This is a genomic window from Dokdonia sp. PRO95 (assembly GCF_000355805.1).
Lineage (GTDB): Bacteria > Bacteroidota > Bacteroidia > Flavobacteriales > Flavobacteriaceae > Dokdonia.
This window is the reverse complement of the sequence record NZ_CM001837.1, coordinates 3,011,863-3,028,077: the sequence shown is the minus strand read 5'-3', so window position 1 is coordinate 3,028,077 and position 16,215 is coordinate 3,011,863. Positions and strand designations below refer to the sequence as shown.

The window sequence follows — 16,215 nt, the reverse complement described above, 5'->3', positions numbered from 1 at the left end:
GTAAATCAACCATTAATCTCGCGTTTTACAAAAGGGTATATAGAAAGCATAAGAAAGAAAATTATACTTACTACAACAGTTATAGATAGAAATCCAAATAAAACATGTAATCCAAAAAGAAGGGTGATAGTGGGCAGTATTACTCCAAATATGACGAGCAAAACAATGAGTATGTATGCCACTGTTATAACTTTAGGAACCTTACGTACAGATTGTGAAGTAAGACTTAATAATTGAGGTAATACCTCTTCAGACAGGTGCATACCAAGTTTTGAAAGAAGTTCTTCACTAAAACCCATGTCTCTGTATCTTAGAGGATCTAGTTGTACTGCATACTTTAAAATTCTCTCTTGGTGGCGTTCATAGACGCGATGGATATCTAGTTCTTCCTTAAACTGATTGTACTTAAAACCAAAATAATGATTCCATCCCATTCCTACTTTGTGTTCCGTCCACTTTTTAAGCATACGAACATCATATTCTTTAGGATTCATATATCCTTTTACACTACTCTTACTAGGGTCATTGAGCAGTAGTGATTTGGTTTCTAGGTAAAGTATTTCTGTTTCTCCGTAGCGATCTTTTTCTTCAATATATTCCAAAGCTAGTTTAGATCTACCTTTGTAGAACTCTTTAACTAAAAAATAATTGAGACTTGAGAATTCCTCGTCAATGTATTCTTTAAGCCCTGGTGTCCATACTGATGATCTTATAAGAATATCTGCAATATCCCTAAAGTAATGAACTTGCTGAGTCAATTTTTGTATTTCTTGAAATAATGAGTCTCCAGAAAATTTAAGACGAGCTGTTTTTGAAAGTATAAAGCCAAGAAGAACGACAACAAGAATAGAACTCAAAAATAAGAGCAATAGAAGTATGTTTTTGAGTTCAGGTAGATGGTCATTTGTAAAAAATAACTCTAAGCTTATCATCATAGTAATGCCTCCGCAAACGCTTATAAACGCCGGGATAAAGGGTGCAACCACTTTGACAAAATTACGCAATTTTATCTAATCTTTTGATTAATAATAGGTTGGGCCTTTATCTCTTGTGGAGACGCAGGAAGCAAATAAACCATTATTATTTGAATTTACAAAATCTTGATTTTGCTCTAGTGTTTTGAGAGTAATTGCAAGTAATTACTCATTTACAAAAGCGACGCTGTGACAAGCAACTACAGCAGCTGTCTCTGTGCGCAAACGGCTTTTACCTAAGGATACGGGAGTGATCCCTTCCTTTAGAGCTAGCTCAATTTCTTTTGTTGAAAAATCTCCTTCTGGACCTATGAGAATAGTGTATGATTCATGAGGCTGTAAGTAATCTTTGAGAGACTCTTTTTTGAGATCTTCACAGTGTGCAATAAAAGTCTTATCCATTCTTTCATGCTTCACAAACTCTGAAAATTGAGTGAGCGGATGCAATTTAGGAAGATGATAATGCAATGATTGCTTCATAGCACTTTGAATAATCTTTATAAAGCGTTCTTCTTTTATAACCTTACGTTCGCTATGATCACAGAGTACTGGTGTAATTTCTGTAATACCTATTTCTGTAGCTTTCTCTAAAAACCACTCAAAGCGATCATTAAGTTTTGTAGGTGCAACAGCTAGATGAAGTTTATAGTCTCTGGGCTCTTGGTAACTATAATTTTCTATTTGTAACCTACATTTGTTAGGATTTTCTTCTGCCACAATTGCATTAAAAAGATATCCTTTTCCGTTAGTTAGCTGTATTGCGTCACCCGTTTTTTTACGTAGTACGCGTATCACGTGCTTACTTTCATCTTTAGGTAACGTATAAGTATCGCTATCTGTTGTTAGTGTTTCACTATAAAATAACTGCATTCTTATATTTTTAATCGTGATTGAGCACTAACACCAAGATCTTGATACGTGTTTTTCTCAGATAGCTGATTGTATTTTAAATAACCTACAATTCCTATCATAGCTGCATTATCTGTGGTGTATTGAAATTTTGGTAAATAAGTACTCCATCCATATTTAGACTCAGATGCTTTTAACGCACTGCGTATCCCACTATTTGCTGAAACGCCACCACCTATGGCAATTTGAGTAATGCCAGTTTCTTTTACAGCTTTTTTGATTTTATCCATTAAAATATTGACAATGGTATGTTGAATAGATGCACAAACATCATCGCGACGATTATCAATAAAGCTTGGATCTGCTAGTTGCTGTTTTTGTACAAAGTACATGATTTGAGTTTTAAGACCACTAAAACTAAAATCTAGGCCGCCTACTTTGGGTTTTGTAAATGGAAAGGCCTTTGGGTCTCCGTCTTGTGCATATTTGTCAATTAACGGTCCCCCAGGATAAGGTAAGCCTAAGATTTTTGCGCTTTTATCAAAAGCTTCGCCTACGGCGTCATCTATAGTTTGCCCTATAACCTCCATGGTAAAGTAGTCATCTACACGTACAATCTGTGTGTGACCTCCAGAGATTGTAACTCCTAGAAAGGGGAATGTAGGTTTATTATAGCCATCTTCATCTATAAAATGGGCTAAAATGTGTGCCTGCATATGATTTACATCAATAAGCGGGATATCTAAACCCATAGCAAAAGACTTAGCAAAAGAGGTGCCTACGAGTAAAGATCCTAATAAGCCCGGACCACTTGTAAAAGCTATAGCGCTTAGCTGATTTTTATCGATATTTGCCTTGCGTAAAGCAGCGGTTACTACGGGAACAATATTTTGTTGATGTGCACGTGAAGCAAGCTCTGGAACTACCCCTCCATATTCTTGATGAATGTCTTGGTTTGCAACAACATTTGAGAGTACCTTGTCGTTGTGTAAAACAGCCGCAGCAGTGTCATCACAAGATGATTCTATTGCGAGAATATAAGTAGAAGAAATTTTATTATTCATAAGGCACGTAAGTTGCAGTAAGTGTACAAAGTTAAAACAATAAGCCCTATCAAGAAATTTAAAAAAATAGCACTTCGCACACTTCTAGTGTTATTCTTGCTTTTTGGGCTCATTCTATTATTGCTTTCTCTTCCCAGCGTTCAAACTCGAATTGCCAAGAGCGTTACAGAGCGTATAAATAATACTTACGGAACCAGTATACAAGTAGATCGTGTAGGTCTCAAATGGAACGGAGATGTTCTTGCAAAAGGTACCTTGATTAAAGATCATAAGCAAGATACTATGATCTACGTAAAAGAGCTTGCTACAAGTCTCTATAGCGTTCAGAAGGCACTTGATAATAATATGGAGCTAGGGGATATTACACTTGAGGGTGTAAATTTTTACCTCACAAAATATAAAGGTGAAGCTACAGATAACTTAACGCTATTCTCACGCCAGTTTGCTACAAATGCTCCAAAATCTGGAAAGGCTTTCATTATGTCTTCAGATAATGTGTCAATTTCTGAAGGAAGATTCATGTATGTAAACGGAGACTTAGAAAACTCTTTAGTACTCGATTATCAAAATCTTTCAACTAATTGGGAAGACTTTTATCTCAATAGCAGTTCTGTAGATGCTCATATTGAGTCACTATCCTTTGACGCCATTAGAGGCTACCAGATAAGGTCCCTAGATGGAACTTTTAATTATGATCCAGATTTAATAACGCTCAAAGATTTTTCACTAACAACAGATTTTTCTAGTATCGAAGGTGATATCAAGTTAGATACTTCAGATGGAGCGCTGGATGATTTTAATACGCTAGTGGAGGTGGAGGCCGCTTTCGCGAAAGCTAAAATATCTACTAATGATATACGTCCATTTTATAGAGAGATTGCTCCAGACATTGATTTAGATATATCTGGGAATGTAACCGGACATCTTAACGACTTTAGAGTGCCGAATCTTAAAGTAACAGGATTAGGAAATTCTGTGATAGAAGGTGATGTTTATTTTGACGGTCTAGTAAGCGGTGATGACTTTAGAATTTCTGGAACGTACAATAATCTTGAGACGAATTATTTTGACTTAAAAAGATTACTACCAGACGTGCTTTCTTCCTTACCACCAGAAATGTCAAAATTAGGCCAAGTTTCTTTTCGTGGTGCAAATACGGTTACACTATCTACAGTGGTCACAGATGGTAATCTCACAACAAATCTGGGAGATGTCTCTCTTGATCTATTACTTAAAGGATTGAGAGATGCGGATAATGCGGGCTATGAGGGTAATGTAAAATTTGACAACTTTAACCTAGGTAAACTGCTAGACGATAATAGGCTTGGGGAGACCACCTTTGATATGGATGTTGAGGGAAAAGGGTTTATACAAGAAAACATTAATACAAAGCTCTCGGGAAGTATTAAAAGCATAGGTTACAATAACTATTTATATAAAAACATCACAGTCTTTGGAAATCTTAAAGCGCCAGTTTTTGATGGAGAATTGTTGCTTGATGATCCTAATGCAAAAGCAAAACTTAATGGGTTAATAGATATCTCAAAAGAGTTTAATAGTTATGATCTAGAGGCTCAAATTGATTATGCAGATCTTAAAATGCTCAATTTTATCAATGATAGCATTTCTATCCTTAAGGGTAATGTAATTATTGATATGAAGGGAACTAATGTAGAAGATGTATATGGAAGAATATCTTTTGCAGACGCTAGTTATCAAAACAAGAATAATACCTATAGCTTCAAAGATTTTGAAATTACATCAAAATTTGACGCTAAGAAAGTGCGTACAATTGATATCAACTCTACTGAGATTATAAGTGGTGAGGTGCGTGGTGTTTTTAAATTTAATGAAGTAGTTCCTTTATTTAAAAATGCCATAGGGAGTTTATATACAAATTACCAGCCCGAGGTACTGACCGAAGACCAGTTTATGGACTTTGAGTTTACTATCTTTAATAAGATAGTTGCCATATTTGTTCCTGAGTTGGATTTTGAACCAGAGACTATCATAAGGGGGAGCGTGGTAGCAAATGATTCTGAATTTAAACTTACTTTCAAGTCACCTAAGATTGACGCCTTTGGCTACATGGCAGAAGATATCGAGGTCCGTGTAGATAACAAGAACCCTTTATTTAATACGTACGTAGCTGCAGATAGTGTAAATGCAGGTTTCTATGCTGTGTCAGATTTTAATCTCATCAATGTAACATTAAAAGATACTCTATTTATGAGGTCAGAATTTACGGGTGGTAAACGTAATGATGACTCGTTTGATCTTTCTTTATATCACACCATTAATGCAGAAGGAAACTCAGTTTTAGGATTTAAAAAATCAAAGATTATTTTTAAGGATAACCCTTGGTATATCAACGAGCAAAATGATAGAAAGAACAGCGTAGTTTTTGATAATAATTTCAAAGATATTGATATTAATACCTTGGCATTGAGCCATAAAGATGAACGCATTGATCTTAAAGGACAGCTTAGAGATAGTACCTTCAAGGATATCAAAGCAAATTTTAAAAATGTAGACCTAGCTAAGGTAACGCCAGATCTTGATAGTCTTGATTTAGGAGGTCGTATCAATGGTAAACTAGATATTCTACAAAAGAATGGTGCTTATTTCCCTAATACTTCTCTCGCTATTAATGATTTTTCGGTAAATGGTACAAACTTGGGACAACTAGATCTAAATGTTACAGGTAATGCAACATTATCAAAGTATGATATCAAGTCAAAGTTAGAGCGTGACGGTCTCCGTTCCTTAACAGCAGATGGTAGTATAGACGCATCTGGTAAGGTTCCTTATATCGATATGGATGTAGGTCTTAAAGAATTAGATCTTAGTCCATTTAATCCTATGGGTAAGGGAGTCATAGATCAAATAAGAGGACTGGCGAGTGGAGAAGCTAAAGTAATAGGAGATTATAGAAATCCTGACATCAATGGGAATCTTACACTCGAAAATGCAGGAATCGCCATTCCTTATTTAAATGTAAATTACGATTTCAAAGGCATTTCAAATGTCAAACTAAATAAGCAACAATTCATTTTTGAAGCAATACAACTTGAAGATGTCAAGTATAATACCTTAGGAGCACTTAATGGTTCTATAAGTCACAAATCCTTTAGTGACTGGAAACTTGATCTTGGAATTTCGGCAAATAGAATTGCAGTATTGGATACAGAAGAAGATATAGAATCTTTATATTATGGTACGGCATTTCTAGAAGGAGAGGCCTTTATAAAAGGACCTACAGATAACTTGGTTATTGATGTTTTTGGAGAGACTGCGAGAGGAACTACTTTTAAAATACCTATAGATGACTCTGAGGCTCTAGGTGACAACTCCTACATTAAGTTCTTAAGTCCAGAAGAAAAAGAAGCGCGCATTAATGGCGTACAAGTTATTACAGAGGCTGTAAAGGGACTTTCTGTAAACTTTGATCTTGATATAGATCCAGATGCAGAAGTAGAGGTTGTGGTTGATAAAGCAAACGGCAGTACTTTGAGAGGTAGAGGAGTAGGAACACTCTTAATACAACTCGATACTAACGGCAAGTTTATAATGAACGGGGATTTTATTGCTACCGAAGGAGTCTTTAATTTTAGGTACGGTGGTTTTATTACAAAAGACTTTGTTTTGCAGCAAGATGCAAACATACGTTGGGATGGTGATCCAGCAAAAGCACTCTTAGATGTAAGCGCAATTTACAGAACGCAAGCAAATCCAGGAACGTTACTGCAAACATCTACAGTAAATAGAAAGATTCCTGTTAATGTAGTCATCAATTTAGATGGAGAGCTCCTCAAGCCAGATATTACCTTTGATATAGAATTTCCTGGAGCTGGTAGTACTGTGGTATCAGAGTTAGAGTTTTTATTACAAGATAGAAATGCCAAGGAACTTAATGCGATATCTCTAGTATCTCAAGGAGCCTTTTTAAGTTCAGCAGATATTAATACGGCTTCTGCTGCGGTAAATAACTTACTTGAGACTACGTCATCTATTCTATCAGGGATACTTTTTAATGATGACGACAGTATTTTTGACGTAGGTATAGATCTTGTACAAGCAGATCGTGATCCTACACTGGATGTCCAGTCTGCTGGTAGAGTGGGAGTGACATTGTCTACACAGATTACAAACCGTGTCCTCATAAATGGTAAAGTAGGAGTTCCTACGGGCGGTGTGAGTGAGAGTGTGATTGTAGGAGATGTAGAAATTGACTTTCTCTTAAATGAAGATGGTACACTTCGCGCCAAAGTTTTCAACCGCCAGACAGATATTCAATTTATAGGTGAGACAGAAGGATACACACAAGGAGTGGGATTATCGTATGCGGTAGATTTCAATACCTTCAAAGAACTTCTTCGAAAAATCTTTAAAGGCAAAATCAAAGAAGCTGTTGAGCAGGCTAAAGGTGAAAAGGACGTGCCTAAAAAAATTGCTCCAGACGGAGTACAGTTTAATCGCTAAATAGACTTTTTTTACGCTTTCGCGAAAGCGTATTTTTCATATTCTCCTTCTATTTTCTTCATTTTTTCTTCCAAATTCTCAGAATCTGAAAAAACTTTTCAAACGAAAACGTTTGAAATTGACAATGTCGCAAAATACCCTCTAATTCCTTGATATTTCTAGGGTAAGTTTCCTAAATTTAATTTTTATTGGCTCTTATATGACAAAAAAAATAAACAAAATCGCAGTGATGACCTCGGGGGGAGATGCTCCTGGGATGAATGCCGCTGTGCGTTCTGTAGTGCGTACTTGCGCCTACCATAATATAGATTGTGTAGGTATTTACAGAGGGTATGACGGAATGATTGAAGGTGACTTTATTCCTCTTGATGCTAGAAGCGTTCGAGGGATTATCAATAAAGGAGGAACCTTTTTAAAATCTGCAAGATGTCAACGCTTTAGAACAAAAGATGGTAGGCAGATTGCACATAATGAAATGGTAAAAGCAGGTGTAGATGCACTCGTAGTTATAGGTGGTGACGGTACATTTACTGGAGCGCTTCATTTCAGTGAAGAGTTTAATTTTCCAGTGATAGGAATTCCTGGTACTATAGATAATGATATTTCTGGTACAGATCGCACATTAGGTTATGATACAGCACTTAATACTGCTGTAGATGCGATAGATAAAATACGTGATACTGCACACTCACATGACAGACTCTTTTTTGTAGAAGTGATGGGCCGTGATGTAGGTCACATTGCTCTTAATGCTGGAGTAGGTGCTGGTGCTGAAGAGATCTTAATACCAGAAGAGGATATGGGTATAGAACGACTAGTAGAGTCACTACAGCGTTCTAAAATATCTGGAAAATCATCAAGTATCGTTGTCGTAGCCGAAGGTGATAAAATAGGAAAGTCTGTTTTTGAACTTAAAGACTACGTAGATGAGAATATGGAAGGCTATGATGTACGAGTTTCTGTACTAGGGCATATGCAGCGAGGAGGATCGCCTACATGCTATGACCGTGTGCTAGCTAGCCGTATGGGAGTAAAAGCTGTAGAAAGCCTTATAGAAGGTAAAAGCAATTTTATGGTAGGTACCATACATGATAAAATGACACTCACACCGCTAGAACAAGCAATTAAAGGTGAGAGTAAAATAAATAAAGAATTAATCCGTGTGTCTGAGATAATGACCACATAATAATAGAGAAGAACAATGGCAAATTTAAAATTAGGAATAAACGGTTTTGGACGTATTGGACGTATCGTATTTAGAGCGACAGTAAAGCGTGATAATGTAGATGTAGTAGCAATAAACGATCTACTGGATGTAGATCACCTAGCATACCTTCTTAAATATGACTCTGTACACGGACGTTTTGATGGAACTGTAGAGGTAAAAGATGGACACCTTGTTGTAGATGGTAAAACTATACGTGTTACTGCAGAGCGTGATCCTAAAAATCTTAAGTGGGATGAAGCTGGAGCAGACGTTGTGGCAGAGTGTACAGGTATCTTTACAACTCTAGAAACGGCAAATTACCATATAGAAGGAGGAGCAAAGAAAGTTGTAATATCTGCGCCTTCTAAAGATGCACCTATGTTTGTAATGGGAGTAAATGACGCAGATCTTACTGCAGAGCACACCGTGGTGTCTAACGCTTCTTGTACTACAAACTGTCTAGCACCTATGGCAAAAGTTATAGAAGATAACTTTGGACTTGAAGAGGCGCTTATGACTACAATACACGCAGGTACTTCTACACAGTTTGTAGTAGACGCACCTAGCCGTAAGAACTACCGTCTAGGCCGTAGTGCTTTAAATAACATTATACCTACATCTACAGGAGCTGCAAAAGCAGTGGGGAAAGTATTACCAGCAGTAGATGGAAAACTTACAGGGATGGCTTTCCGTGTACCTACGGCAGATGTATCTGTAGTAGACTTAACTGTGAAGACTTCAAAAGCAACTTCTGTAGAGGCTATCAAAAAAGCATTTAAAGATGCTGCCGAAGGTTCTATGAAAGGTGTGGTAGGCTATACTGAAGATGCTGTAGTATCTCAAGATTTTGTAAGCGAGACACGTACTTCTGTATTTGATGCAGATAGTGCAATAGAGTTAAACCCAACATTCTTTAAGCTTGTGTCTTGGTATGATAACGAGTTTGGATATTCTAATAAACTAGTTGACCTTGCAGAAAAAGTAAATACACTTTAAGATGCATTAATGCGCTTTTGTAGTAATATATACTTAGCTGCTCTTAAATAGGAGGTAGGTGTATATTGCTATAAAAGCGTTTTTATATTATTTTTCTTCATACACGTATTATATGATTTTAGTAGTAGATAGCGGTTCGACAAAAACAGATTGGATTGCGCTAACTGATGATGGTAAAAGTCTTTTTCAAACACAAACTTTAGGATTAAATCCTCAAGTTTTATCTCGAGAAATTTTAAGAGAACGTATTGTAAACAACTTTGAGCTTTATAAACATAGAAAAGATGTGAAAGCACTTTACTTCTATGGTGCTGGTTGTGGTACAGAGCGCCCTCGTATTTTAATGAGAAGTGTTTTTGATGAGATATTTACTCAGGCTACTGATATTGTTCTTAAAGAAGATACGTATGCAGCATTATATGCTACAGCCACAGAGGGAGAGAGAAGTATTGTTTCTATCTTAGGTACAGGGTCAAACTGTAGTTACTTTGATGGTACAGACATCATTCAGAAAGTAGTTTCTCTGGGTTATGTAGTAATGGATGATGCGAGTGGTAATTATTTTGGACGTCAACTTATACGTGATTATAAGTTCGGGAAAATACCGGCTGCACTAGCCCAAAAATTTGAGTCAGAATATGACTTAAGTTCGGAAAACATAAAGAATCACCTTTATAAAAATCCTAATCCTAATACATATCTAGCAACCTTTGCACGTTTCATTATTGAAAATAAAGATGAGGAGTATTGCCAAGGAGTTATAAAGGAAGGGCTTTCTGTATTTGTAGAACATCAGATTGTTCTCCAGTTTCCAGACGCAAAAGAAATACCTATTCATTTTGTAGGTTCTATAGGCTTTTATTTACAAGCCGAACTTAAGGAAGTATTAGGTAGTTTTGGACTTACTGCTGGTAAGATTCTTAAACGACCTATAGATGGCCTTGTTGCGCATCATAAAGAACACATACTTGCCAAGTAGCAACACTATTAATTATAAAAAGAAAACTACTGGAGTAGATTAAGTTTTAATAGGGTTATACTGAGAATTATAACCCATAAAACAACACGTATCCAGTTTTTTGAAACAAGTGACCTAAGATCTCCATCTGTGTGAGTATTTTGGGTCACTTTTTTATGTAACGGTACAAATATAAGTGCAGTGGTAACCCAGGTAGATAATACAAAGACTAGATAAATAGTCCCTATCGTATATGAACCACCAGTAAATACATTATAAACGGCTAGTAAAAGTTGTACAACCATAAGCGGCCCTACTATTACAGCAATCTTACCCGTATAATTGTTATGCCAACTTACAAGATTATCACGATCATAAAATAAGAAGCTAGGGTATATTATGAGTTGTACGATTAGAATAAGTACGACAATAGCTGCGTCTACTGCAAGACCTACAAGGCTTAGCAAATCTATCATAATACTATCCAGAATGTTTTAGCTCTATTAAAAATCTTTTCTATAAGTTCTTCTGCGTTTGTGTAGTTTGTGCTCATAGTTTTTCCACAGTTGCTGGATGGCTTTGTTTTCTTCTAGCTCAGGGTTTGTCTCAACTTGAGTGATACCTCTCTTGTTAAAAAGCTCTTGCATTTTTTGGAAGATTACCGCAGTAACTCCTTTGTTTTGGTATTCTGGATCAATACCTATGAGATAGAACGCAGCAGTATCATTTCGCTTTTTCGCTTTAAGCAAGTGATAAAACCCAAAAGGGAACAAGCTACCATTAGCTTTTTTTAGGGCTTCATTAAAGGATGGCATTGTAATCGCAAATGCCACTAACTTCCCATCTTTATCTTGCACACATTTAATAAAATCTGGATGTATGTACTTGATGTATTTTTCCTTGTAATGATCAATCTGGTACTGCTGTATGGGTACAAACGTACTTAGCTTGTCATAGGTTTTGTTAAGCAAGCCAAACATTTCATTTACATAAGGTTTTACATCTGCAGAGGTTTTAAATTCTAGCGGACTAAGCTCATAGCGTTTAGCAATAATATCTGCAAATTTCTTAACTTTTGGGTTTTGTTTTTCTGGTGGGTCAATCTGTATTTTAAACTCTACCCACTCGGCAGCTTTCTCAAATCCTAATTGTTCAAAGTGATCTTTATAATATGGGAAATTGTACCAAGTAATCATGGTATTCATATACTCATAACCCTCTACAAGTAATCCTGCTTTTTCCATGTTTGAAAACCCTACAGGTCCCTCAATAAACTCGAGGTTATTTTCTTTTCCTATTTCTGTAACCTTGGCAAGAAGTGCCTTTGTAACTTCTATATCGTCAATGGCGTCAAACCAACCAAAACGCATTTTAGGTTTTCCTTGTTCTTTTATTTCAATGGCATTAATGATTGCGCATATTCTTCCCACTACTTTCTCTTTTCCATTTTCCGCTTTCGCGAAAGCAAGAAAATAACGAGCCGTAGCATTTTTAAAAACTGGATTTTTTGCGGGATCCATACTATCTAGCTCATCGGCCACGATAGGAGGAACCCATTTAGGTTCATTTTTATAAAGGGAAAATGGGAACTTAACAAATTGTTTAAGTTCTCTAGGGGTTGTCATTTCCTTAAGGGTAATCATTGATTGCATTTAGGGGAGTTAGTTTGTATCGTTGCTTTGACCATCTGGATCTACAGCATCTTTACGTTTCTTTTTATTTATGCGTTTTGCTTGTCTCTTAGATGAACTGTTCTTGTCATCTGCCGCATTTTTATCCTTTATGATTTCGTCTTTTTCGTGTAAGTCTAATCGGTATGAAACCCCTGCAGATACGTTCCATCTAGATGGAGTATCCTTGAAGTTTACAAGACCACCTAAGTCTACTTGAAGATTTTTTGTAATTAAATATGCCGCACCACCTCTTACAATATAGTCGGAATATAAATCACCATCTATAAGCTGATACTCTGCAAAACCTGCAAATTTCTCATTAAACGAGTGTGTGAGCGTAGTAATCCATGAGGTAGTAGGAAAGTTAGTACCTACTCTGTCTAAGATTATGTTATTTACCCATACCCAACGTCCCCAGTTGTGCTGTAGTACTAAAGCAATATTTGGGCTAATACCGTCTTCTCTTACTGTATTAAACTGACTATTTGTAAAATCAAAAACACCGGCGGCATAAACACTTACAGCTGGAATTAGTGTCTTCCACTTAAAACGATTATTAGCATGATAACTGTATAGATTTACCTCGTCTTGAGCATATTTATAAGGATCATATACTAGGTATTTTGCTCCTATTTGTACAGTTTCTAATCCAGAAATAGGGTCTAATGGTGCAGAGCCAGAAGTAAAGGAAACTTCGTTACGTTGATAACGCATAAGTCCATTTAATTCTAGATTTTCAAAAAACAAGCCATATCTTAAATTAAGATTATAGCCTATAATATCTGTATCCGTTTCCAACAAGGAGTGGGTATCGTTACCTATATCAAAGCCTGTCTCTACTTGTAGAACACGAGTACCTACGCTAAAAGCACCTTGAGATTCTCCAGGTCTGTTTGAATTGATTGTCTCTGTATATTGAGCTATTGCTGAAGTAACAACTGCAAAGTATATAAAGACTGAGGTGAAAAAACGCAAAGTATGCATAAGTTTGTAGGTTAGTATATCAAATATAGGAGATTTTATCTTTTTTTTAAGCTTATACCGGCTATTGTTGCGATTCATAATTACTAATTTTGTTTAAAAGCTATATTTATGCTCTTAGTTGCAGAAATTCCTAGTTTCCTAAAAAACTTAGCCATCATCTTGATGGTTTATTTTGGGTTGCGTTTCTTAGGTAAATTACTTTGGCCTTATCTGGTAAAATATATTACTAAAAAAGCAGGACAGAAAATGGAAAATGCTTTTAAAGGTTTCCAGCAACAAGCACAACAGGCACAAAGACCTACAGCTCAAACTAAAGATGTGCCTAAAAAGGCGTCAAAAGTGGTAGGAGAATATGTAGACTATGAAGAATTAGACTAGTTCTTTTATTTTTACCTTTCCAATAAATTACGTTCCAATTTTTAAATTCTAGTTCGGTTTCAAGATTGTAAGGACTTATCTTCGCGCTATGTCTACACTTGTTCAAATAAACGTACTTCCACACCAAGCAGAAGATGATGATTACATCGCAGAAGTTGCCTTTAAAAAAGCGCGACTTAGAGCAGATGATGTAAGAGAATGGGATATACGCAAGCGATCTATAGATGCTCGCAAATCTCCAGTTAAAGTCTCACTACAAATAGAATTCTGGAAACATGGAGAAGAGCGTCCACAGATTCCTCCTTTTGTACCCCAAGATGTTTCAAACGCAAAAGAAATAGCGATTATAGGTGCTGGTCCTGCGGGATTATATGCCGCATTACGCGCTGTAGAAGGCGGACTTAAACCTATTGTTTTTGAAAGAGGAAAAGACGTGCGTGCTAGAAGACGCGATCTAGCAGCGATTAATAAAGAACATATTGTAAATCCAGACTCCAACTATTGTTTTGGAGAAGGAGGAGCAGGAACATATTCTGACGGGAAGTTATATACACGTTCAAAAAAGCGAGGTAATGTACTTAAAGCCCTTGAGTGGTTTGTACATTTTGGTGCAGTAGAAGATATTTTGGTAGACGCACACCCACATATAGGTACTAATAAATTGCCTAAAATCATTACTGCGATGCGTGAAGCCATCATCCAGTATGGAGGAGAGGTGAGATTTGATACAAAACTTACAGACCTCAAAATTGAAGATAGTGCCATTAAAGCAATACAGATAAATGATACCGATTGGCTCAATTTCGATAACGTAATCCTTGCCACTGGGCATTCTGCTCGTGATATATTTTACTTACTTCATAAACGTAACATTAAGATAGAGGCAAAGCCGTTTGCAATAGGTGTGCGTATTGAGCACCAGCAGGAGCTTATAGACGATATACAGTATCACTCAGATGGTGATAATCCATATTTACCACCAGCTTCCTATAGCTTAGTACAACAGGTTGATGGGTTAGGAGTTTACTCTTTCTGTATGTGTCCTGGAGGGATTATAGCTCCATGTGCGACAGATCAAGAAGAGATTGTAACCAACGGATGGAGTCCTTCTAAGCGTGATAATCCGTATGCCAACTCCGGAATTGTGGTTAGTGTAACTCCAGAAGATTTGCCTAATTACAAAGAAGGAGACCCCTTTGTATGTTTAGACTTTCAAAAGTCGGTAGAGCGTGCATGTTGGGAAGCGGCAGGTAAAACTCAAGCTGCTCCTGCACAACGCATGCGAGATTTTATTGACGGTCGTGTGTCAAAAAACTTTCCTAAAACCTCTTACCAGCCAGGAATTGTAGCAGTAGATCTTAATAAAGTGCTTCCAGATTTAATAGCCAAACGATTAAAGAAAGCGTTCTTAAGTTTTGGTAGAAAAATGAAAGGTTATCTCACTAATGATGCGGTTATACACGCTCCAGAAAGCCGTACTTCATCTCCTGTTTCTATTCCACGAGATTGGGAAACTCTTGAACACGTAGAGATTAAAGGATTGTATCCTTGTGGTGAAGGTGCTGGATATGCCGGAGGGATTATCTCGGCGGCAATTGACGGTATAAACTGTGTAGATAAAATTGTCGCAAAACAAGAAGCACAACTGTAAGCTACTCAAAATCTTGTTGACAAGTAAATTATAAAATCATCACTTAATTGTTACTTCTGGTTGTGATACCACAATTGAAACTGCTATTTTTACGTAGTGAATGAGAATGTAAAAATTATTGAGTGTCCTCGTGACGCGATGCAAGGTATAAAAGATTGGATTCCTACAGAGTCTAAGGTTCAATATATACAATCGTTATTACGCTGTGGTTTTGACACCATAGACGTAGGTAGTTTTGTGTCGCCAAAGGCGATTCCTCAAATGAAGGATTCTGCAGAGGTTTTACACAGTCTTGATTTATCAAAAACCGATAGTAAATTACTTTCTATTGTGGCAAACTTGCGCGGAGCACAAGATGCCGTGCAGCATGAAATGGTAGATTATCTTGGTTATCCATTTTCTATCTCAGAGAATTTTCAAATGCGTAACACGCATAAAACTATCGCTCAATCTGTAGATTTACTCAAGGATATTATAGAACTCGCTGATTCAAAGGATAAAGAGCTAGTCGTTTATATCTCTATGGGATTTGGTAATCCATACGGTGATCCATGGAATGTGGATATCGTAGGGGAGTGGGCAGAGAAGCTCAGCAGTATGGGAGTAAAAATACTTTCCTTATCAGATACGGTAGGTACCTCAGATGCAGAGACGATAGATTATCTATTCTCTAATCTTATAAAGCGCTATCCAAAAGTTGAATTTGGAGCTCATTTACACACAACGCCTACCACTTGGCACGAGAAAGTAGATGCAGCTTATAAAGCGGGTTGCCGTAGATTTGACGGTGCGATTCAAGGTTTTGGTGGTTGCCCAATGGCGGCAGACGATCTTACAGGTAACATGCCTACAGAGAAACTCGTTTCTTATTTTGCCTCCGTTAAGGCAGATGATAATGTGAATGCAATGAGTTTTGAAAGTAGCTACAACGAAGCTTTAAAAATCTTTCAGAAATATCACTAGGAGTATTTTTCTTATTACGCTTTCGCGAAAGCGTAC

General features: G+C 36.8%; 13 protein-coding genes. 7 read left to right on the top strand and 6 right to left on the bottom strand.

All coding sequences use genetic code 11. The features are described from left to right. Positions 1 to 5 precede the first annotated feature (5 nt). The 3 genes from D017_RS13580 to tsaD form a co-directional block, all read right to left on the bottom strand. Positions 6 to 935, bottom strand: a complete 930-nt coding sequence (locus D017_RS13580; protein ID WP_035337224.1) for a hypothetical protein — start codon at positions 933 to 935, stop codon at positions 6 to 8. Between the two features lie 204 nt (positions 936 to 1,139). Next, positions 1,140 to 1,844, bottom strand: coding sequence for a 16S rRNA (uracil(1498)-N(3))-methyltransferase (locus D017_RS13575; protein WP_035337222.1), 705 nt, complete (start codon positions 1,842 to 1,844; stop codon positions 1,140 to 1,142). Between the two features lie 2 nt (positions 1,845 to 1,846). After that, complete coding sequence (gene tsaD, locus D017_RS13570) at positions 1,847 to 2,887, bottom strand: tRNA (adenosine(37)-N6)-threonylcarbamoyltransferase complex transferase subunit TsaD (protein WP_035337220.1); 1,041 nt, start codon at positions 2,885 to 2,887, stop codon at positions 1,847 to 1,849. 21 nt (positions 2,888 to 2,908) lie between these two features. Here tsaD and D017_RS13565 point away from each other — a divergent pair, with 21 nt between their 5' ends. From D017_RS13565 to D017_RS13550, 4 genes are all read left to right on the top strand, one after another. After that, on the top strand, positions 2,909 to 7,369 hold the full coding sequence (locus D017_RS13565; protein WP_051583921.1) for a translocation/assembly module TamB domain-containing protein: 4,461 nt from the start codon (positions 2,909 to 2,911) through the stop codon (positions 7,367 to 7,369). 199 nt (positions 7,370 to 7,568) lie between these two features. After that, entirely contained in the window at positions 7,569 to 8,555 is a 987-nt protein-coding gene (gene pfkA, locus D017_RS13560; RefSeq protein WP_035337216.1) for a 6-phosphofructokinase, read from the top strand. Positions 8,556 to 8,570: 15 nt separating this feature from the next. Further along, complete coding sequence (gene gap / locus D017_RS13555) at positions 8,571 to 9,572, top strand: type I glyceraldehyde-3-phosphate dehydrogenase (protein ID WP_035337213.1); 1,002 nt, start codon at positions 8,571 to 8,573, stop codon at positions 9,570 to 9,572. A 112-nt stretch (positions 9,573 to 9,684) separates the two neighbouring features. Continuing rightward, complete coding sequence (locus D017_RS13550) at positions 9,685 to 10,551, top strand: N-acetylglucosamine kinase (protein ID WP_035337211.1); 867 nt, start codon at positions 9,685 to 9,687, stop codon at positions 10,549 to 10,551. 26 nt (positions 10,552 to 10,577) lie between these two features. Here D017_RS13550 and D017_RS13545 read toward each other — a convergent pair whose 3' ends face one another. Genes D017_RS13545 through D017_RS13535 form a run of 3 tightly spaced genes read right to left on the bottom strand, consistent with a single transcriptional unit; the run spans position 10,578 to position 13,187 of the window. Continuing rightward, entirely contained in the window at positions 10,578 to 11,006 is a 429-nt protein-coding gene (locus D017_RS13545) for a hypothetical protein (protein WP_035337210.1), read from the bottom strand. Positions 11,007 to 11,033: 27 nt separating this feature from the next. Beyond that, positions 11,034 to 12,173, bottom strand: coding sequence for a GNAT family N-acetyltransferase (locus tag D017_RS13540; protein WP_035337208.1), 1,140 nt, complete (start codon positions 12,171 to 12,173; stop codon positions 11,034 to 11,036). 18 nt (positions 12,174 to 12,191) lie between these two features. Further along, positions 12,192 to 13,187 (bottom strand): transporter, encoded by a 996-nt coding sequence (locus D017_RS13535; RefSeq protein WP_035338301.1) that lies wholly within the window; start codon positions 13,185 to 13,187, stop codon positions 12,192 to 12,194. 108 nt (positions 13,188 to 13,295) lie between these two features. Between D017_RS13535 and D017_RS13530 the strand changes: the two genes are divergently transcribed. From D017_RS13530 to D017_RS13520, 3 genes are all read left to right on the top strand, one after another. Continuing rightward, positions 13,296 to 13,565 carry a hypothetical protein gene (locus D017_RS13530; protein ID WP_035337205.1) on the top strand — a complete coding sequence of 90 codons (270 nt, stop codon included), beginning with the start codon at positions 13,296 to 13,298 and terminating at the stop codon, positions 13,563 to 13,565. 88 nt (positions 13,566 to 13,653) lie between these two features. Next, positions 13,654 to 15,216 carry an FAD-dependent protein gene (locus D017_RS13525; protein WP_035337204.1) on the top strand — a complete coding sequence of 521 codons (1,563 nt, stop codon included), beginning with the start codon at positions 13,654 to 13,656 and terminating at the stop codon, positions 15,214 to 15,216. A gap of 96 nt (positions 15,217 to 15,312) precedes the next feature. Further along, positions 15,313 to 16,179, top strand: coding sequence for a hydroxymethylglutaryl-CoA lyase (locus tag D017_RS13520; protein WP_035337203.1), 867 nt, complete (start codon positions 15,313 to 15,315; stop codon positions 16,177 to 16,179). Positions 16,180 to 16,215: the final 36 nt, after the last annotated feature.

What these genes read in the sequence shown, in the direction of transcription:
- gap (WP_035337213.1), top strand. Translation starts at nt 8,571, where the DNA reads ATGGCAAATTTAAAATTAGGAATAAACGGTTTTGGACGTATTGGACGT.
- D017_RS13550 (WP_035337211.1), top strand. Translation starts at nt 9,685, where the DNA reads ATGATTTTAGTAGTAGATAGCGGTTCGACAAAAACAGATTGGATTGCG.
- D017_RS13580 (WP_035337224.1), bottom strand. Translation starts at nt 935, where the DNA reads ATGATGATAAGCTTAGAGTTATTTTTTACAAATGACCATCTACCTGAA.
- tsaD (WP_035337220.1), bottom strand. Translation starts at nt 2,887, where the DNA reads ATGAATAATAAAATTTCTTCTACTTATATTCTCGCAATAGAATCATCT.
- pfkA (WP_035337216.1), top strand. Translation starts at nt 7,569, where the DNA reads ATGACAAAAAAAATAAACAAAATCGCAGTGATGACCTCGGGGGGAGAT.
- D017_RS13530 (WP_035337205.1), top strand. Translation starts at nt 13,296, where the DNA reads ATGCTCTTAGTTGCAGAAATTCCTAGTTTCCTAAAAAACTTAGCCATC.
- D017_RS13540 (WP_035337208.1), bottom strand. Translation starts at nt 12,173, where the DNA reads ATGATTACCCTTAAGGAAATGACAACCCCTAGAGAACTTAAACAATTT.
- D017_RS13525 (WP_035337204.1), top strand. Translation starts at nt 13,654, where the DNA reads ATGTCTACACTTGTTCAAATAAACGTACTTCCACACCAAGCAGAAGAT.
- D017_RS13575 (WP_035337222.1), bottom strand. Translation starts at nt 1,844, where the DNA reads ATGCAGTTATTTTATAGTGAAACACTAACAACAGATAGCGATACTTAT.
- D017_RS13545 (WP_035337210.1), bottom strand. Translation starts at nt 11,006, where the DNA reads ATGATAGATTTGCTAAGCCTTGTAGGTCTTGCAGTAGACGCAGCTATT.
- D017_RS13535 (WP_035338301.1), bottom strand. Translation starts at nt 13,187, where the DNA reads ATGCATACTTTGCGTTTTTTCACCTCAGTCTTTATATACTTTGCAGTT.